Source organism: Eubacterium sp. AF34-35BH (genome assembly GCF_003477765.1).
Lineage (GTDB): Bacteria > Bacillota > Clostridia > Lachnospirales > Lachnospiraceae > Eubacterium_G.
Map to the genome: position 1 here is coordinate 47,467 of NZ_QUDZ01000010.1, position 24,017 is coordinate 71,483.

Below are 24,017 nucleotides of genomic sequence, written 5' to 3' on the forward strand. Positions count from 1 at the left end.
TGTTCTTAATAAAGAATAAGGGGAAAAATCCCCTTATTCTACTTCCTTTCTTCTCTTTTTACCGAATATCAATAATATTGCACCTGCAAGCATTGCTAATACCATTGGTACTAATGCCCACCAATATTTCATGTCTAAGCCGGTCTGAATCTTATCAGATTTCTCTACTGGAGTAAATCCAAGATAAGCGTTCTTATGATTGTAACCATCAAGCTCATATTTAAGCTTGTAGTAGCTCTTAGCCTTTCTTGGAATTGCCAATGTAATTGTTGGAGTAATACCTGTTGTTACCTTGTCCTTAGCACCCTTAGAAGTGTCAGGAGCAAGAATATTAACCTGTTTGCTTCCAAATATTACAAAGTCATAATCCTTAGTAAATGAACGTTCATCCGTTTTTTCCATTGTCAAACGATATTCATAAGGTTCATTATTTTCATCAAGAACCGGAAGATTTTCAAATTTGAAGAATCCTCTCTTATCTGTAACAGCTTTTCCACCTGGATACTTAACAAACTTGTCATCAGATTTCTTCTTGTATAATAAGTAAACATCTTTGTTTTCAAATTTCTGTTCACCCTTATCAATAATACCATCTGCATTAGCATCTTCAAATACAATACCTGCAATGCTTCCTACTCCGTAAGGAATAATACCTGCATCAAGTGATTCTACTGAGAATCCGTATGAAATATTATAGCCGTCTACGTTGTAATCAGCCGGTGTTGTGTTATCAGCTTTATCTGCTAAAATCATCAATGCCTGTTCTGTTTCCAGATAGCCTGTCTTTTCGTTCAAGTCACTCTTGTTTCCTTCAGCTTCAACATGGAATTTTGTAACTCCATACTGACTTGGGATTTCTGAAACCTTAACACGATATCCGTATACTACCTGTTTCTCATCAACATTTCCGTATAACTCAAGGTTATCGAACTTGTATTTTCCATCCTTGCCAGTCTTCATTGTTACAGGCTCTTCTTCGTCTATCTTAACCCATTTTCCATTGTTAAGATATAACTTTTCAAGTGTAACAGTAACGCCCTTAGCGTATTTCTTTTCATTACTAATTCCATCTCTGTCTTTGTCAACCCATACAAAACCTGAAATTGAGTAAACACGTTTTGCTACGAATCCACCGTTATACTGTTCGCGGTCAATTCCCTTAACAACATCATAACCTTCGATTATGTATGGTGTGTTAGGATTTTCATCATTGTCAGCTTTCTGTGCTAAAACAATACAACCCTTGAATAATTCTTCTCTGCCATCTTCTTTCTTAGTAATTTCGAAAGTATCGCTTCTAAGTGAACTATCCTTATCACCATTGTTCATCTCGTACTTAGTTGTCTGTCTGTCAGATTTGTCAATTACATATACTTTATATCCATACATGTAGTTTGTTCCATCTTCATTAACAAATGTATCAAGATTATCGAACTTATAGTTACCGTCTTTATCAGTCTTTGTCTTAGCAAAGAATTCAACATCTTCTGTTGTTCCTGTTCCTAACTGACCTGTTGTATTTTCCGGAGCAAGCATCCATTGGCCGTCCTTGTATACAAAACGCTTTAATCCGATTTCTACATTTTCTAACATCTTATCACCATCGTTTATTAAACCATCGTAATTTACGTCATCGAATATAGAACCTGAAATAGCTGCTTTCTTAATTTCAGTGTAGCCACCATTGTGCTTCTTACTATGTTCTGCAAGAATTACGTTGTAACCTTCAACCTTGTAAAGATCATCAATTCCCTTAACATTAGTATCTTCTGTAATCTTGCTTGCGATTACAGTCTTTCCATCAAGCATTTCATCGATTGATGTATCAGCCTTAATAATGTGACCACTTGTAAGCAAGTAACTGTCATCACCGTATCTTGTTACGGCATATCCGTCAGGATCTTTAATTACCCATACTTCATAACCATATAACTTATTAGTTCCTTCTTCTTTCTTGTGTGTGTTCAAATTACTGAACAGGTATCCACCGTTGGCATCTGTTGTTGTGGTGCTTATGAAGTCTTCCTCATGAGTTGGTACCCACTGACCGTCTTCATATACAAACTGTTTAAGTCCAACTTCAAATCCTTCAAAGAACTTGTCGTCTTCGTCAATCTTGCCATCGTAATTTACATCTTCAAAGATTGTACCGCTTATTGAACCTCTCTGTTCTTCAACATAGCCTGCGTTGTAATTCTTATCATGTTCTGCCTTGATTACGTTGTAACCTTCAGCCATGTAAATATCATCAACGCCCTTCTTATCTTCAGCAGTTGTTGCCTTGTGAGCTACTACTGTCTTACCGTCAAGGATTTCATCAAGCTTTGTATCAGCCTTTAATATGTGTCCACTTACAAGTAAGTAACTATCGTCACCGTATCTTGTTACTGCGTAGCCGTCTGGATCTTTTATTACCCAAACTTCGTAACCATATAACTTGTTGACTCCGTTATCTTTCTTATGAGTATCAAGATTATCGAATGTGTATTCACCATTCTTATTTGTCTTTGTGGTACTGATAAATTTATCATCATGAGTTGGTACCCACTTGCCATCCTCATATACAAACTGTTTAAGTCCAACTTCAAATCCTTCAAAGAACTTGTCGTTTTCATCAATCTTACCGTCATAGTTTACATCATCGAATACTGTACCACTTATTGAGCCCTTCTGTTCTTTTACATAACCTGCGTTGTAGTTATTAACGTGTTCTGCTTCAACTACATTGTAGCCTTCTGCAAAGTAAACATCATCAATTCCACTCTTTTCGGTATCATTTGCAACCTTGTAAGCTACAACTGTCTTACCGTCAAGGATTTCATCAAGCTTTGTATCAGCCTTTACAATCTGTCCACTTATAAGTAGATAACTGTCATCACCATATCTTGTTACTGCGTAGCCGTCAGGTCCTTTTACAACCCAAACTTCATAACCGTATAACTTATTAGTTCCGTTATCCTTCTTGTGAGTATCAAGATTATCGAATGTATAATTTCCATTCTTATCTGTTGTAGCTTTTGCTATGAAATCACCTTCATTTGTCGGATTCCACTTGCCATCCTCATATACAAATTGTTTAAGTCCAACTTCAAATCCTTCAAAATACTTGTCGTCTTTGTCAATCTTACCGTCATAGTTTACATCATCGAATACTGTACCGCTTATTGAACCCTTCTGTTCTTTTACATAACCTCCATTGTAGTTCTTAACATCTTCTGCCTTAACTACATTGTAGCCTTCTGCAAAGTAAACATCATCGATTCCTGTAACGTCATCCTCATCTGTAACCTTATGAGCTACTACTGTTTTACCATCAAAGATTTCATCAAGCTTTGTATCAGCTTTTACAATCTGTCCACTTATAAGTAGATAACTGTCATCACCATATCTTGTTACTGCGTAGCCGTCTGGATTTTTTATTACCCAAACTTCATAACCATATAACTTGTTGACTCCGTTATCCTTCTTATGAGTATCAAGATTATCGAATGTATAATTTCCATTCTTATCTGTTATAGCTTTTGCTATGAAATCACCTTCATTTGTCGGATTCCACTTGCCATCCTCATATACAAACTGTTTAAGTCCAACTTCAAATCCTTCAAAGAACTTGTCGTTTTCATCAATCTTACCATCGTAATTTACATCATCGAATACTGTACCGCTTATTGAGCCTTTTTCTTCTTTGATGTAGCCGGCATTATAATTGCTTGCAACCTCTGCCATAATTACATAGTAGTCATTTACATTATAAGTATTATCAATACCTGTCATGTCATCCTGGTCTGTAATCTTATGAGCTACAACTGTCTTACCGTCAATTATTTCCGGTGTATCTGTGTCATTCTTAAGGATGTGATCGTTAACGAGTAAGAAGCTATCCTTACCATATTTTGTCTTAGCATAACCACTTGGATCTTTAGTTACCCAAACTTCATAGCCGTACAACTTGTTCTCACCATTTTCGTTTACATAAGTATCAAGATTATCGAATACATAATGACCATCCTTATCTGTTGTTGTCTTAGCAACATACTGACCTTCATTATCTTCTTTCCATTTTCCGTTTTCGTAAATAAAACGTTTTAGACCAATCTCAACACCTTCGAATAATTTTTCATCACTATCAAGTTCACCGTCGTAATCCTCATCATCAAATGCGATTCCTTCGATTATACCTTTTCGTAATTCTGTATATCCTGCATTGTAATCTTTAAGGTGTGACTCACGTACAACGTCATATCCTTCTACTACATACAAGTCATCTAAACCACCAAGAGTTTCTGAACTTGCTTTTCTTGCAACAACTAACTTGCCATTAAACATTTCATCTAATGAAGTGTTCTTCTTAATAACCTGACTGTTAAGTAATACTGCACTGTCATCAGTTCCATTATTACTCTGATATCTTGTTATACCGTAACCTGCCGGTTTGTTAACAACCCAAACTTCATATCCGTAAATATGTTTGTCTCCGTTGTCTTCAACAAAAGTATCAAGTCCGTTAAACTTATAATTTCCATCTGCATCTGTTACTGTTGTTGTGTAGTAATCATCGTCTCCCTGAGATAATTTCCACTGTCCATTTTCATAAACATATCTCTTTAAGCCAATAGTAATATTTTCGAGTTTACCATCATTCTTATCAATGATACCATCTACATTCTTATCATCGAATACACAACCTTCAATGCTACCCTTTGCGTACTTAACAAATCCAAGATTGTAGCCCTTACGTGGAGTGCTGATTGTACAATCATAATCTTCCACAATATGAGAACGTTCAGGATCAATGTCTGTAATCTTCTTAGCAATCATTGTGTTTCCGTCCATTAATTCGCCAAGTTCAAGGTTTGGATTCTTATCACCCTTAATAACCTGCATGCTATTAGCAATTAATGCACTGTCGTCTTTATCGTTATTTGCCTGATAATATGTTGCAGCCAATGTCTGCCCTTCATCATTTACAGGCATTTCTAATAACCATACTGTGTATCCATAAAGAATTGGTTTATCATTTGTATCTTCATGTGATGGCAAATCTTTAAATGCGTAATATCCATCAGTATCTGTTACTGTTGTAGCATAATATGTATCACCGTTATTGTTTGGTGCTTCAACCCACTTCTTAGTTGCAACATCATACTTATAACGTTTAACGCCAATCTTTACACCACTTAGTAACTTATCCTGTTTTGTTACGTCAGTTTCATCTGTATCGTACTTACCATTGTTATTGTTATCCTCAAATGCAATACCATCAATATATGAATGGTCCTTGTCATGAGCAACAAGTCCCATATTGTACTGCGTTAAATCTCTTCCAAGTGCAATATCATAATCACCGATTATTGTTGCACTAGCAGGTTCTGTTGATGGTTTTGCTGCTATAACATAGCCATCCATTTCTTCTTTGTCAGTTCCTGCGTATGGGCTGCTTGCAAGAGTCTTGGTTATATCATATTTTCCACCATTCTCTTTGATTAACGCATTACTATTCTTAACGACTCCGTTAGCCTTATGTTTAGTAACATGATACTCATCAGGAATAATATCCACCTGGAGTTTGTATCCAGCAAGGTAATTCTTATTATTAATTGTTACCTGTGTTGGAACTTCGATTTCATATTTTCCGTCTATGCTTGTAGCATCAACTATGTCTGTATATGTAACAGCATTGCCGCTTACAAGATACTGTTTCCACTGACCGTTATCATAGTAGTATGTTGTTGCTGTAACAACCATCTGTTTGTTACCAAGGGCATCCTTAATTTTCTGTGTAAATTCGTCTGCCTTTCCATCATCACTACTATTAATAATTCCATCATAGTTGTAATCTTCAAATACATTACCTGTAATTGTTGATTCCTCGAAAGCATGATATCCTGCATCGAGTTTTTCATAATCCTTAGATGTTACAAGATCATAATATTTATCCTTATAGTCTGTAACATGTGCTAATTCATTTACTTTCTTTGCAGCACTGCTTCCATTAACTGTTCCCTGACCGCTAACATTACCACAACTGTCTGCAACGATAATATAGTCATCGTCCTTTGTAAGTTCCTTATTCTTAAGGTCACTACCACGCTGTGTGTCAGGATCATATGTTCCATACAATGTAGGTCCATAGGTTGTATTGTCAGGGTCTTCTGCCATATAAACCTTGTATCCTGCAAGATAATACTTGCCGTCTTTATAAACAAATGTATCAAGATTATCTAAGTTATATTCTCCATTACTATCTGTTACTGATACAGGGCTTGTATATGTAGTATCTTCAACCCAGTTTTCAGTTCCACTTGAAACACTGTCAAGATAGAAACGTTTGATAGTAACTTTCTGTCCAACCATACCTAGTTCATTACTATCCATAATTCCATCATAGTTGTCATCCAGCCAAACCTTACCTGATACTGAGCCTTTTTCAAATCTAACCAATCCGGCATCACTTCCATCATGATCTGTTACCTTGTTTACATCAAAGTAACCAAGGTTATTGTGAATTAAATATTCACTCTGGTTATTAAGAGATGCTTCTCCGTATTCACTCTTAACATCCTTATCCGGTATCTTCTTAGCAGTAATAATGAATTCATCATTTTCATTAAGCATTAATTCATCATCTGAATTCTTCCACAAATCACTATCTTCATCTGCTGCTGCATTTCTGTATTTTGTTATGCCATAATGTAAGTCATCAATATTTGTATTAACTCTTACCTTATAACCAACTATACATTCTGTTCCGTCTGCCATTGTTGCTGTAGACTTCACATCAGTAAACTTGTATGCACCATCTGCATCTGTATTAGTTGTAGTTGTGTATTCACTAAACTTGCCTGCATCCTTTAAGTCTGCATCCTTAAGTTTCTGCCACTTATTGTTGTAGTATACATATGGAACAAGCTGTAATTCAATATTTTCAATTCCAGGCTCGTCAACTTCGTTGCCGTCGTCATCTGTATACTTATCCTGCTTACCGTTATAATTCTTATCTTCCCAAACAACACCGTCAATTTCAGCATCATCTTTTGTTGTTAAGCCTGCATCGTACTCTGTAATAATAAGTGCATCTGAAATATCATAATCTTTTCCATCTGCTGTAAATTTATAATCATCTAAAGTGCTGTCTGTAGCTTCACCTGCCGGTACAACGATATCATCTGTAAGATATCTGTAGTTGCCTCCTGTAAGTGGTAAATCACTGTCAGATAATCCGTTGTTCATATAGAACTTAGTTGAGATGTATTTCTTACCTAATGTGTCAGAAACCTTATCAACACTACTCATATCTAACTTAACCTTGTATCCACATAAGTATCTGTTATCACCAATCTTATATGAAGTATCAACAATAAATGTATATGATGAGCCCTGACTTTCGACTACATCATCGTCATCATCATTTATTCGAATCCACTTACCATTGTCGTAATAGTATTTCTCAAGTACCAACTTAATTCCGTCAATACCCGGTTCTGAAACAAGTAATCCATTTTCATCAATGTACTCATTTCTAATACCATCGTAGTTCTGGTCTTCAAATATGTATTTACCAATAGCACCAACACCTGCCGGTACATAACCGAATCCTAATCTATCATATGAACCATATCTACCATCTACACAATTTCCCATATCGTAGTCATCTGACTTTGGAAGAACTGAGAATATGTTAGTTGTATTCTTATTAAGATTCTTGTTGTATAGTAAATCGTTATCCTTCTCATATTGAAGAGCCTTGGTACTTAATGTTACCGGTGATGGTTTGAGTATGTCATCAATCTTACCTGTGTCAGCAATAGCTATGTAGCTTCTGTATGGATATAACGTTGTACTGAAATATCCATTACTGTCTGTACAAATAGTTGTCTTATTCTTAGTGCTTATCTCGTTACCATTCTTATCATATGCCGGTACCATTGTACCATCGGTCTTAACTTCATAAATATAAATATCTACATTTTTAAGTCTCTTTTCTGCATCATCCATCTTACCATCAATGCTGTCTGTAATTGTCTTTCCAGCAGCATCATACTGAATATCCATCCATGAATATCCACCGTATTCAAATGATGGGGCAACACCTAAATCATAAGATGTCATCTTTTCATCATAATCCTGATAAGTTGACTCATCTGTACCAATAGCATCAATTTGAATTGCATCTTTTGTCTGGATAGTTAATGATTCAACCTTTGCACTATCACTTGGTTCATCACCTTTGCCTGTTACTCCTAAATCTGGAAGGGTATCATTTGCCTCTCCTGGACGGTATACGTCAACAGATGTACCTGTAACACCTATACTTCTAGTTGTAAGAGCATATTGATTGTATTTACTATCCTTAGGGAATGTGTAACGTAATTTATATTTTCCCGGTTTAATATTTGAAATAATGAAATATCCATCATTACCATAAACATCTTTTTCTGTTGTATACGACATTGGTCCGTATGTTGTATAAATTGATGAACCCATAGTATCTGTTTTAATCTTACCTGTGCTTTCGTCAATTACACAATACTTGCCGTCTTTTTCTACAACAGCTTCACCTAAACGGTTTACTGGATATCCGTTTTCTGTAAGAAGTTCAACTTTAACTCCGTTAATACCCGGATCATCAATTTCACCGTCATAATCTAAGTCTTTTGTCTTCTTCTCAAGTAACCATCTACCCTTACCGTCACGCTGGTAATAATCTGCTTCGTCTGTAAACTTAGCATTATAGCTTTCATCCAACCAAACATAATGTCCGATATAACCTCTGTCAGATGGAGCTGTTAAGCAAACACCTGCATTTGGTGATTCTGTAACCTTGTCATCTCCTGACTGAGCTGTGAAACTATTCCAACTATCTGAATCTGCTGTATCCTGTAAGATTGTTTCTGATTCTTCAGAAATACAATTCTTGCTTAATGGAAGGTTAAGTGGTGCCTTCAAGTCATATGATACAGACAACTTAGCCTTTGTACTTAAATAGTAATCATCTGTAGGCTCTACATAAATTGCCTGTGCATGTTTTTGAAGTTCCTCAAACTTCTCAGGATCAGATGTCTTTAACTTAAGTAAATCTGATAACCTTACAAAATACCTCTTCTTTTCATTAATAGCAGAAGTTGTTTTACCTCTGATTGATTTATAGAAATTAACTGATGATGTTTGTTCCAAAGTTGGTAAATCTGATATATCAGTCTTTTCTATAGTATTTCCATTGTACTTAAATGGTCCTATCCAAACATTTACATTGTTTCCATCTGTCATTGTACTTGACGAGCCATTTGCAACTGCTTCAATCTTAATTGATTCAAGATTTAACCAACCACGCCAGTCAGTTCCTCTTGATGTAGAGAAGCCTGTAGGTGCATACAATTGCGTATCGCCTACAAATGGAAGTACATCATATATAATCGGTTGCCTATACCCCTTCTTACCTAATACCGGTTCTGGGTTATAGATAGATGATGTAAAGCTGTACTTCGTACCTTCAGGAACAAGTGCCGGTCTGTCAGCTCCGGTTCCCTTTTCAGACATACCGTAACCATATTCAGAGAAAGCTCTCTTGTTTCGGTTAAATGCCTGTGTACCTGCGAAACCTACGTTATTTACAGATACAGTAATTGTATTTTCAATATTGCTTTTACCATTATCGTTAACATCACGAGTGTCAATTTCATATGCATAATTCTTAACGTTCTGTGATACAGGAATTGATGGTTCAAATGCACCTGACTTAAATCCGTAACCTTTTGAGCTTAATAACTCTGACTCAACCATTGTATTTTCATCAGTAGCTATAGGTAACATATAGTCAATTACCATTCTCTGACCCGGTTCAAGCTGTCCATCTGCTGTCCATCTTATAAATCTTCTCTGTCTCTCATACTTAATTCCGGCAATCTTTTCATACATATTCATTGATACTGAAGATATCTTACATTTGTCTTTGCTAACAACATTGCCGTCTTTATCTTCAACATGCCATGACCAAACTGCCTGTGAGTCATCGAATGTTTCCGGTGACTTAAAGGTTGGAGCTAAGGAATTCTTCCATTCATCACTACCATACTCTACTTCATGGAAGTATTTGTATACCAAAGGATCCTCTGATTCTACTGCTGAACTTAAGTTTTGAATAACTGGTAACAATGCAACAACCTGTGGGTTAGATGCATAGTCTTCTTCAACCTCACCAACATCTGTTTTTGCGATTTCCTCATTATCCAAGTTCTTTAATTCAATGCTGTACTTAAGCATATTAGATGAATTGTTAATTGTTATGTCGTTACTCCATCCAAACTCAATGTCATTTGTATCTTTGTTTCTTGAAACCATGAAGTATTGATTCTTCATATCAATTTCCATTACCGGAAGTTCTTTTGCTATATAATATCCTGCTCTTGAGCGTTCAGAATCTGCACACAACTGTGTATCATCATATTTAGCCCAACCTGTAGCAAAATGATTTACATGTCTTCTGGTTTCACTTAAGTGGCTTGCAGTCATCATAACAAAGGCTGCATTACCAATCTTGTTCTCGTCATCATATTCATCCTGATCGTTAGCTGTTGATACAACTGACTCTGGAAGTGGATCTAAGTTGTTATGTTCAGGATCAACATCATTCATTTCCTGCTTACCATCTGTATCCGAATCAGCATCAATGTCTAATCTAAATCCCTTAGGAACAACATATTCATCTTCATCAGAAGAAATAATATAACGTACCTGATATATTCTCTTACCTAAAGAAGTTCTATTACCATAAAGTTTCTCAGATAATTTTCTAATATCAATAATTGTGTTTTTGTCGATGCTAACTCCTTTATCCGAAGTTCCAGCAATCTTTTCATTATACAACTGAGTTAAGTTCAACCACTCACCTGCATTACTGTTCTTAACATCCTGATAAGTTGCACCATCTGCTGCATCATCTACATTATCATTACATAATGCAAGTACCTGTACTTTCAGGTTCCTCTTTAGTGCTTCTCTGTATGCTTCATCGCCACAGTTTTCAGGAATTTCCCAAACACCTGTACCTATAGCATATATCTGTTTTGATATACTATCTTCATTTACAGGTGCTTCTTCCTTAGTTGCTAAGAAAGTTGATCTAAATGGTATACGCCAATCTACTATGAACTCTCTTACAGCACTACCTTCATTTACAGCCTGATCCATATATACAGACAGTCGAACTGAGCTCTTTACTATTGGATCATCAATTGTTCTATGTGAACCACCTAATATATCAGGGTTATCCACTTCTCTACGCTGAACTGATGTATCAAGTCGTACTGTTGAATGTGGTTTTAATAATGTTACAATAGCTGATTCATCTTTTGCGTATTTATCAGAATAATCGCCATCACTATCATAATCAACTTCGTTATCCTTATCATCCGTAGCTTCTCTTTCATATAAGATACCGCCATCATCTAAATCAGTTAATGCATCAAAACCACCATCCGGATTTGTATCTTTTAAGTAGTATCCATCTGCATCATCAAAAGTTACATAACCATCAGCCTTAAATTTATTATCCCATGCGGAATCATTCTTCCAAGCTTCATCTGATGTTTCTATTTCTGAATCATCAAGAACATTGTTTCGTACCTGTGTTTTAACACCTACTACCAACGTATCTTTGTATGCAAAGTAACCTGGTAAATGTTTTCCATGTACATAATCACTATAAATTGGCAATTCATCTGTATCTTCATAATCTCCAGCTGTACATACCTCAAATGTAATAACCTGTTCCTTATTGTCATTGTAGTGTTTATCTACAACTTTCAATTCATAACCATGTTTTTCAGCTTCGTCTATATTCATCTTAACAACGGTGCCATCAGCCTTCTTGTATATAAGATATACTGCGTCGCCTTTTAACGGTACTGCTTTTACAATAGATGGTAATACTACTGTAACCTTCATCTTAGCATGAGAAATATTTCCCTGATAATAATATTCATCATCTTTTACTTTATCTGCGCCATTTACAACTTTTACATTGTAATAAAGGTCATCCATGTACTGTACAGGTTCATCTTCTGAAGGATAATACTCATAAATATCATCCTGCCATTCAGGTGAACGTGCTCCTAAATTGTCAACCGCATCCGCTGCATTTTTAGAAACAAACGTCTTATTTTCAATAACCGGATATTTTACCCTAATTCTATTCGATGTCATAACACCTGCATTTGAATCTACACATCCATTATCTAAGTCTGCACCTTTATCTTCTGAACGCAAGTAAACGTTTTGTCTTAATTCTGGATAATCTTCAAGACTTAATTGGTCTCCATTTATTTCCTGAATCTGATTATCTTTCTCATAGTATCGTTTATTACCTAACTGATCTGTTGCATCAATTGCTGAATCACTACCAAGATTACTTGCTGTTGGTACCTTTGGTAACACTGCCTTAGGTGTACCTGACGGCATATCATTGTAATCTCTGTTTGTTTCTGCAATATCAAGTCTTGAATCTTTTAATGTACCTGTCCAGTGATATCTGTCCTTCTTGTTGTATTTATATACATATGAGTCAACAACTTCATTACCTACATAGTAAGGATTTTCCATTCCTGTTGATTCAGCAACCTGCTTGTTTTCAACATCTGAATCAATCTTAAACTTGAAGTTATTCATTTCACTGGAAATGAAAGTTCTATTTGACTGATATTGTTCTCCTAGTCTTTCATCCTTTGTTCCATCTTTAGTATTCAGATCAGGATTATCTGCTGTAAAGAACTTAAATGAAAATACTCTTGATGATTCTGAATCAATCTTAACCTTCTTCTCATTTCTGATGCTTACTTTTTCCTTCTGCTTAAAGGTTATCTTGTATCTTCCTTCCAGAGTACCATCTTCACCTTCTAATTGAATGTATTCAACAGTAGCTTCGTAAAGTTCCTGTTCTTCCTGATATTCTTTTAAGGTATCTAAGTCTGCTCCGTTATAATCTGCACCTCTTAAGGTCCAGTCTAACTTCTTCTTAGCATTTTCCTTATTATCAGTAGTAAACAGATTTCCATCTGTATCTTTTGGTACTATACCTGCCGGTAAAATATTTGTAACTACAGGATGATATAGCGTTCCCATATTTCCACCGTCTGTTGCATAAGTATGTCTTACCTTAAATGTCTGATACGTTGTGTAATTCAGCAGCCACTCTGGTGCTAAAGTATTAAGCCAGTATTTATTTTCAACATGAATGTTCAATGTTGATGTTTCACCTTGCGGATCAACATAATAATCTTGTGACTTGCTACCGTTAATATTATCTTCACCAACTGTAGTCCAAGTTCTTATCATTGGTTTTCTCATATGAGCACGGGTTCCTGTACTTGCATAAGTATTACGAACACCGCTTGAGAAAACTTTTCTATCCTCTACACTAGCGGATGCTGCACTGTCTGCATCTTTTCCCTGACTTGACACCTCTCGGTTCGTAATATTCATACCGTTAATGTAAGGTGTGTTTGGGGAACCGTTAAGGAAATAGTAGTTACTATCTCTGTGATGGTCATCATGTACATAGTATGTATTCCACATAAAGTCCATTCCATATTTTTGTGTACTTACCGGTTTTGGCATGTCTGTCAAATAATTATTTCCCCAAAGTGAAGTTGTATCATAAACCTGATAGTAAAGATCCTTAGTTGTATCAACAGGTTTAACCATTACTTCGTCGTACCAATATTCATTCTTAGGTGTAGCATACACATGAGATGGAATATTTACATACATTGCATAACCTGTTTCATCACCTCTATTAAACCATTTTTTAAGTGGCTTAGTTATTGTTATTCTAAGAACCCAAGAAGTATGTTCATCTTCACTATAATAAGCATCTTTATTTTCATAACTGTCACCACTATTATTCATAGTTGATGTACTAAGAAGTGGATCTCTCATAATGTTTGGTGTTAAGTAACCTTGCTTATTGTTTGGACTTTGAATTACTTCTACCTTAACATCATTTTCAATATCAATATCACTATATACAGGATTCTTACTTGTTCCACTGCTTAAAATTTCAGCCTTTAAGTCACTAAAATCAGGATTACCGTCCTTGTCTAATTTAGGCTCTATACCCTGTGGCATTACATATGTAAACTCGAGACCACTTTCAATGTCCCAATCACCGTAGTTATATGCTCCAATACGTGTTGTGAAGTCCTGATCATATTCCAATGTTGTAATGGTATCATCATTTAAATTTCTTATATAATCATTAAGCTGGTTGTGATCCGAACTATAATACCATTTATAAGCTGTATAGTGATCATCCCACTGTCCTTTACTATAGTTTGTTGGCAAATACTCCTGTGATTTCAAATAATCATCATCACCAATCATCTGTGAACTTGCCAGCAACCACGCTGTCTGCAGATGAAGTCTTGATTCTGTCCAAATAACTACATCTTCATGATTTCCCTGCCAGTTCTTGTCTCGCACTCGCAGTACCATAAGCTTATTATAGTAATCTCTGGAGTAACCAGTAACTGAACCATTTCTATAGTTTTCACTTACAGGAAGTTGATTGTATTTACCTGTTGTACGTGTTGGATCATAATATGTCATCTGCTGATTATTAGCAGTACGCATATCCTGATCTTTAAGATAGCCGTTGTTTCCATATTCGTCATTACCGTTACTTGTATCCGTTTCATTTGACCCAGGCATATAGGTAATAGATTCCTTCAAATATTCATACTTGTCAATGTTCTTATTTCTTGTACCACTAACACCTACATCATGATAGAGATAGTTCATGTCCATCATATCATTTTGATTAGCAAATCGTGTGCTTAATGAACCAATAGTCCCAATATATGGATATGAATAACTATATGACCAGTAGAAGTTCTGCCACTGGTAATACTCACCCATCTTTGGATAGTAATCCACATAAGTTTTCTGAGTACCATCTTCATTATTACGTGTTGTATAAGCTAAAGGCAAATCTTCTTTTCTGATTTCTGCCTCATAATACACTTCTAATGTTTCACCAATTTCTAAGCGCGAACCATCATCAAACTGTATCTGATATACGTTAAAGTCAATTGATGTTGTGTCTGTGTTTTTCTTAGTTCCATTAAATATCAGATCTGTGTATGCATGACCGCTACCTGTATTAGAAACTCCGTCATTGTAATTCTTTGTAGTAACAAAATCTCCACCATAATCTGCTGCATCACTGAATTTTGTTTTCGTAATAGTATACTTTGGTATTTCCGAATCATCTTTCAGTGTACCATCTGCATTATACCATTTTATCTTAATCTTATTTGCATCAAGACCTGAAGTAGTAATGTATTCAGGAATCTTGTCAAACAATGCAGGATTCAATAATGCCCCCTGCGGATCAGTTTGTCCTCTCTTATTGTTAATTACAGTTGTCTTATACCAAACTTTGTCACCAGGTCGATAACCTTTTATCTGTTCAGCATTAGCATTGTATTTAACTGCTGCGTCATCAGAATTTTTAAATATTTGTGTGTGAACTGTAAGTATTGGTCTTTCTCTTGTAATTACCGCTGTTGTACTTCCGTATATTGTTGCTGTAGAAGTATTTTCATATTTAGTATCTGTTGTTGTTTGATTTTCATCAGTGTTGCTAATGTCTTCATCATGTAAATGTTCAAACGCACAACTTGCTGATACTCCTATAGTGAACTTGTCACTGGCAGTTGTGTTTTGCTTCTCAGCAGCATTTCTAGTGTCACGATATCTACCAATACCATGAAGTTCGAATGGCTTATCTGCTGTAGCAAATGTAATTTCTTCTGCCGGTACATCATAATATGTCCATCTAATAGATACTGCATCCTTTAATAAGAAGTAACCTGCATCTATCTGAGCTTGTGTGATTGTATCACCTGTTAATACTTTATCAGCCTCTACCCATTGAGATATATACTGTTTATCTGTATAAATACCAACATCTGTTCCTATTGTCTTACCTGATAAATCCTTGTAGAAACAATATTCAACCTTAGCCTTCTTAGTTCCTGTAGAATCCATATTTTCAGGATAAGCAAATTCCGGTTTTTCTGTTAAATCAAATCCCTTAAACCATCTACCATCTTTTCTACTATTAGTTAAGAAAGATGTTGTATATGTAATAGATGATAATTTATGTGTTGTGCTATTAGTTACAGCTCCCTTATTTGGGCCATACAACTTAGCAATCATAGGTCTTTCATCTATGTGTGGATTTGTATCTTCATTTCTACCCGGTGTCTCATATCCGTCAACATATACTAATTCAGGTGTCAATGAGCTATTGTAATAAGTTATGTCACTCTTAATAGTTCCAACATAAGAACTTTCATTATTATAGAAAGAACCATAATAGCCACTTTGACCATATAATCTGCCATATGTTACATTATCCCCACTATCCTTGTAATATAATGCATGCTGTGAATATGTATGTTTTGGATGTGTAGTAACATATACATTTTGTACAATATTCTTACCTTCAAACGGTTTTACTTCCTGTGTTAATTCAGTTATAACAACAATCTTAATATTTTTACCTTTAGTTATTTGATTGTATTTTTCATCTTTTGTTAAATCACCACATGAAATGTTTAACTGTTTGTAATTTGTATCTGTATTATCACTTGCCTTATAGTAACGCTTGTCCTTAACTATACTTACTGTGTTGCTTCCACTGGTTGCCTGTGCAGTGATATCTTCATTTCCTATATCAGAATCATTCTCTAATATGTACCAACCAATAATTCGCTGACCATTTGGTACAATGAATCTTACATCAGGATGATATACAGGAATTGCTGAATCATCTGATGTTCCTAAACTAATCTGGTACTCAATAAAGTCATCAGGTAATAATTGATTTTTATTTAATGCTACTTTAGTTTTACCATCAATGTCGTAAGCGAATGAATTTGTACTATCTGAAATTTTTGTTTCACGTTTCATTGAAACTTCAAATGTACTTACAAGGTTCTTTACAACATATTCTGTGTATGTACTTGTGCCTGTAACATATCCTGACCATCCCCATGCATCAGGTTCCTGTGTTGTAAAGGTTGAACTTACATAGTTACGTGCATGTGGCCAACTTGTTGTAAAACTATCAGGACTATTAATTATTGTTGGTGTTGAATCATATGTCCATGCATTAGCTTCAATGTCATCCTTATTTCTGTCAACATAAACACCATCATAAGAGAATGTGCTTTGAGCATTAGCTAATGTAACGTCAGCCAAATTCTCTTTGTTAACATTTAAGAAATCACCACCATCTAATATACCTTCTCCTACACCTTTGAACTTAATTACAAATGAATCTACAAATTCTTTATAATACTGTGAACTGTCTTTCTTTGTATTATTAGGTGTAATCTTTGTTAATGTATTAACACGATCTCTAACATATTCATTTACATCAAATACATACTGCTTATTTTCACTGTCATAGCTAAAATATTTATGTTCAGTATCTGTAAGCAATGTTTTCAATTGTGCCAATGTGTATGTAGTGTCACCTATCTTTAAGTAATCTACATTAAACCAATCACCAGTTATAAACGCCTCTGGTATATAAATATGTTTAAGACGATAGGTTGAGTCCATACTATTCGTAACAGTGGCACTATCTATTTCTGCGGATCTTCCAGATTCACTATTTGTATCCTGACGGTTCCAAACTTTAATATTAAATTTAGCAAGGTTAGGTGTCTTGTTGTCACTCTGATAGTCATATATAGTATTGCTTTTATTTCCTACTGAAATATTAACACCCGCCTGGAACGGTATTCTATAGGATGTAATCAAAGCACTGTCATTATTAGAAGTATATGGTTTTGTGCTTTCCTGCATATAGTTGTCGCACTTCATATTGTTCCAATCATTAAATTTGCCTGATGTTTTAATATTATCATCAGTAATTCTATATATGTCACCACCAACGTATATATCAGGTAAAGTGTCTACCCCATGATTATGTGAATCAAGCAAATCCTCCATATCCTTCAACTCTGCTGCATAGTCAACATCACCGCCTAAATCTTTTAGGTGAATTTCATATTTTGTAATATATTCATCATCACCTAATACGATAGAACCTGCTGTATTTCCTGTAACCTGTGATGAGCTACTGCTTTGTGGATACACTACAGGTATTTCATAAAATGTTCTACTTGCTGTAGTATGTACCTTATGTTGGTCACTTCCATCAACCCGTCTATTATTATTGGTTGTATTTTCTTTTTCAATATCTTTCCCCTGTATAGTAATTGTATCCGTTAAGTTAGTATCAGTCACATTGCCATCTGTATCTAATGTTGACTTCTTCTTATATACAACCACCTTGTCAATATATTGTTGTAAATCTTCTGAAATAAGAATCTTCTTTGCTAAGAAACCATAATAGTTTGAATCACTATCAGGTCTAACGTACGGTAACGTATCTGTTAATACAACTTTATCAGTAAAGGAATGTTTTCCTGTCCAGTTGTATGGGTCATTATAAATCGAATAGTCATCTGAATGACCTGTTGACCTATGTTCATCCATACAATCTTGTGATGCTCCATACGGAGTTTGCACAAAACTAACTGAGTATTCATTGTATAATGAGAACTTAGCCTTTCTGTCCGTCTTGGTCTTTGGTGTTTCATGTACACCTTTCACAATACTGTTCTTTTCCGGATGTACATAAACCTTTGCTGTAGTAAACAAATGTCCCGATTTATAAGCTGCATAATTATGTACACCATATGACATACATGTTTTGTAATAATCTTGCCATGACCAAAGCGAACGATAAGCTGCATTTGCCGCATCAATACGGTTAACTATGCCATTTCCGCCTGCCAAATCTGACGAAGCAATGCTAGTATTATTCATTCCATTTGGCTTTCCTTCATCAGTTCTCTTCTTTGCCTGAGAAAACTGACGTTCAGTATAACCGCCAATATCCATCTTTGTGCTTGCTGTAGCATCAGCCACACCTGATTTAAAGAAACGACCCGTTATCTCAAACATATACTTAGTCTTTTCATCATTAAAATTATACCAAGTACCATAGTCTGCATTTTTAGCAACTGTTTCACCATTTTTCTCTTCAGAAGCATCTCTGTTAATTTTTAGAGCAATGACGATTTTGTCTACAGCCTTATCTGTCTTATAGTCAATCTTAGGACTTCTATATATACCATATTCATCACCCAATTTACAAAGATTTAATCTATAATAAGAATCTTTTCCATTAGTTCCTGTGATTTTTTCTATAGAATCTTTCCAGTCGGACTCTTTTACTGTAGTCCAAGTATCATTATCGTCACCTTCACGATGAATTTTTATTTCCTTAATATAGTCATATGCATATGGATGCACCTTTAAATAATATGCTTCAAATGAATTCGATGGCAAATTAACCGTCATTTCAACATCTACTGCTGTGTTCATTGACTGTGTATACACATAATCATTCGGAGTACACTTTGCATTAGATGTATTTGGTACCATATCATACAATTCCTGATGATTTGCATCATTCGGATAATTGCTTCCCGAATTCAAATATTGTCTAAAGTCTAATAAATATGAACCTATTGCTTTATAACCAATATCTAATTCATCATTATCTGGATATTCATCAGTCCATCCATAATGAGAGTGCTCCAATCGCATATGCTCATATGAATCACTCACTGAGTCAAATCGTTTACCATTATCGTTATTGTCTTTATATCCTGCAACCATTGTTGTATCAAAATACATTTTACTAACTAATGCCTTTGCAGTATCACGTGTTGTAAATATATAGTCATCACCACTGTCTCTGAATTCAGATAAGTAGTTCTTTCCGTTAACTTCCATTTCATTCCAAGAATTAATCTTAGAATCTAAATAACCGTATAATGTAACTCTGTGTTTTTCATCAGCTGGTGCTTCTCTTGTGGCTCTGAAGCCCTTGCCTGTAATAATCACTTTCTTAAGATTCTTGATATTCATACCGAACTCAGTATATATCTTCTGTTCATCTATATAAATATCTCCGTCTACAACCACACCTTCAATTACACTCTGACCGTCTTCAGATATTAACTTGCCGTTTTTATAGTCTATATTAAAGACTTTTCCCTGGTCGCTATCTGCATCATATAATGTAAGCTTTTCTAACTTTTCGTACTGACCTACTAATTCTTTACTAATTCTAATTCCTGTAGTGTGGAATCCTGTGTTAGCTTCATCACCCTGTTTGTTGTCATTAACAGGCAAGTCAATAATAACATCAAAGTCATCTAATTTTGATTTGCATGTATTTCCTATATCAATTGTATAGATGAAATCTCTGTCGTATGGTATACCTAACCACTTATCAGTTTTATCTCTATTATTTGCATCAGTTTTTGTTGTTCCATCTAAATCATAGTAATGAACATCTGCATGTATTTCCGCATATGGTTCCTGAATGTATAAACGATTTGTTAAATCTACAATGCTCTTTGTATCTGCCTCCACCTGCATTGTCTTATCATCAGGTGTGAAGTTCATAACAGCATCAAGATTATTGAACCATTCTGTTCTACCATCAATTTGAATTTCCATCTCAGGAGTATCTTCGTCCTTGCCTCCTAAGAAGTTATTTAAATCAATAACCATATATTTCAAATATTCAATCTGAGTATAATCTTTCAACTCAATTGTAATTGTTCCATCCTGTGATACAGTCATGCTGTCAAATGGAATAGTAACATCTGCATTGTCTGCACTTGGATCTTTGTCCCAATTCCAGAATCTAATCTGTTTAATGTCTGCCACATCTTTGAAGTTCTTAATAGTAATTGTTTTTGTTAAGAAGCCTCTTACATCATTAGACTTTGTTTTACTTCCAACACTACTTGATAAGTCAATTGAAATTTTTGCTTCTTCTGAATATGATGGTGTTGCATTACTAACAAAGAATTTGTAACCAGCATTGTCAATTTCCTTTGGAACTTCAATCTGATTAATCTTATCCTGTTCCTCAGCTCCACTTGCCTTGTTTTCATCTGACTTAATATGCTGTCCGTTTTCAATATAATCCTGACCATAACTTATGCCTTTAATAACAGGATTAATATTTCTAACGATTAGTGTTGCTTCATCTTCATCACTTACATTCAAATCCTCATCTTTATATTTAGTTGTAAATGTACCTTTGACTATTGTGCAGTCATACTTTTCTTCCTCAGGTATGTCCTGATCATCTTTTTTATCGTCATCTTTTTTATCGTCATCTTTTGATGTATCTTTCTTTACCTTAGGTGAAACTAAATTTGCAATTCCTTCTAATAATATGTAAACATCTTCGTTATCCGGAGTTATTTCTATTTTGTCTAAAAAGCTCTTCATGTCTACAGTAACATTAATAAGTTCGCCTTTATCTTTCCAGACGCTTTTATCTATATAGTAATTTCCGTCTGCATCTTTACTCAAATCAGATACCTTTAATGTAATATCAGGATTTGTGTCTGCACCTGTGTGAAGTGTTATAGAAGATATTTTCGCCACTTTATCTACTAATCTCTTCGACAAAATAACCTTGTCTGTAATAAAGCCCTTTACCTTTCCAGCTTTATCATTGTATTTTGCCAGCTCACCAGAATCAAACTGTCCTGGCATAATCTTTGAAACACTGTCGTTACCTAACTGATAATAAATACCATAGCCTTTTGTGTTAACAGGTACTTCCATAGGATCTTTTTTCTCATATCCTGTATCAGTTTTCTTAACAACTTTTGTATCAATCTTAGGATCAGCAACTATTGCCTGAATGGACGCTGTAGATTTATCTAATTCTTTTAAATCTTTTTTGTATCCATCCTCACCTTCTTCTGAACGTTTGCTTGGATCACCAACCCATCTTTCATAAGAAGTAACTAAGTCGTTTGGATATTTTTTACCTTTACTTACAACACCATTGATTGCCACTCGACCATCAAAGCTTTCTCCTGCTTCAATACGTTTTTTGAATTTCAGTCGGAAGTGATAGTTATATACACACTTCTTACCTGTTGCTTCAACCTTCTGTATATAGTCATCAATTAAGTTTCCTAACTGTAAGCTCCAAGCTTTGTGTGTTGAATCTGTCAAATCCGCATCTGGTTCCATTTTACCTAAAGTAACATACTCTGACTTTGGATCTCCTGTACCGTTAAGATTATCATAAGTTAGGAATTCAAACTGAACTGTATTATCCTCATCAAACCAATCTGCAAGTTTCGGTTCGTCCTTGTCAGCATCTACATTGAATATTGCAGATATTTTGTTTAGTTCAAAATCTTTATCAATGGAGTCAGTTGCCATTGCATTGAACACTGGTATATTTCCTGTATTTTGGAAATGTCCAAGATAGTAATCTACGGTATCATTAATAGCAACTTCTTTTTCGTCTTTTTCAACCTCCTGTTCTACACCGTTTACTTCTTCCGTTTCTGTAACAAATTTCTTGCCTTGGAAGTCATCAACTGGTGCTATAAATCCCCAATTAACATTTTGACTAACTTTTGTCCAAGTATATCCCTCACCAAAAGCTATAGTGTTATATACCTTAATTGGAATTCTAGATAATTTATCACTAGGTATATCTGTGCTCATAGGAAGTGATACATAGAATGTACGATGATCATATCCTGATGAATCTTCATGCTTGTTTACTCCGGCTCCACTGTAAACCTTACCATTTTTTTCAAAATAAATACCTCCATCTTTTTTGAAATAATATGGCATTGTCTTTAACTCATTTCCCTTATCATCTGTGATGTTAGTGAAATTAGTCATATCCCATTTTTCCATCGCAGCCTGACCTGATTCAGTAGACTCTAGTTCAGTAACATCATAAATCATGATGCCACCCTTGCCGGGAACACCTACCATAAGTTCATTAGCGTTTTCCCAATTGTCCCATTTATTATTAGCAGTCGGTGAGCCGTTGTTGTACAGGAACTTTGCTGCATTCTCTACATGAAGTCCGCTTTCCCATCCGTCTACGGTTTCAAAATCCGTCGGTGCTTTAATTTGGAAGTTGGAAGAATCATAACAGGAATCCGTATCCTTAGATGTATTTTTTATTGTAATTTTATAAGTTACATAATTGTATCTATCCCAAAGAACATTCTTAGGTGCAACTCCTACGATACTTGTTGTCCACTCTAAGTTACTACAAATCATAGTAAATGTAGCAGCAGTATCTGTTACTGTAGTTGCATCCTTTTCGTAACCATCATATATATTTCCACTATAGTCTCTATAGGTTGCATAACCGCCACCCAGCTTAACTATACTCGCTGAGTTTTCAGGCATATTTCCTTCAAACCACAAGTTCACAGGCAGTACCGCCTGTTTTCCTGCAACAACATTACCTGTATTTTTAACCCTTACCTTAGTTCCCCAATAATGTTTGTCCTGAGCATAATCCCAATCTAATGGTGTGTCAGATGTAAACTCTGCCATAACCCTTATAAGACTTTTATCATTTTTAAAATCTTCATCAGTTAGCTTTGCGGCCTCCTCTGATGGAATGAGTGTAAGCTTGTCATTTACAATACGAAATACCGGTAATTCCAATTCAAAGTACATTCCTGAAGCTCTACCGTTACCATTCAGGTTTCCTACAAGGTTTACCTTAATATGATTCTCATATCCACGTCCTAACAACGCTTTGTTCTTACCTTGCAGACTATCCGATACTTCATTGTCTCCATTCGTATTATCCTTATCTGCGTTAATACTACTACCACCTGACTGGTACACCATTGAGAATTCAATTCCCGGTGTCTCCCCTTTACCATTGTTGGAAGCAGCGTATGTGATTGGTGTGGATTGTCCAAACATGGATGTTACCATTGACAATACCAATAGCCAACCTGTTATTCTTCTCGCTATCTGTTTCATAATTCTTCCTGTCCTTTCGTGCTTTATCCTAAAGTTTAGTATTCTTCAAATTTATTTTTTCTATATAATTAGTAAAATCA

Annotated in this window: 1 protein-coding gene; it reads right to left on the minus strand. The window is 35.2% G+C overall.

What is annotated here, in order from left to right; genetic code table 11:
- Positions 1-33 precede the first annotated feature (33 nt).
- Entirely contained in the window at positions 34-23,937 is a 23,904-nt protein-coding gene (locus tag DWZ69_RS10605) for an SdrD B-like domain-containing protein (protein ID WP_118437008.1), read from the minus strand.
- Between the last annotated feature and the right edge of the window lie 80 nt (positions 23,938-24,017).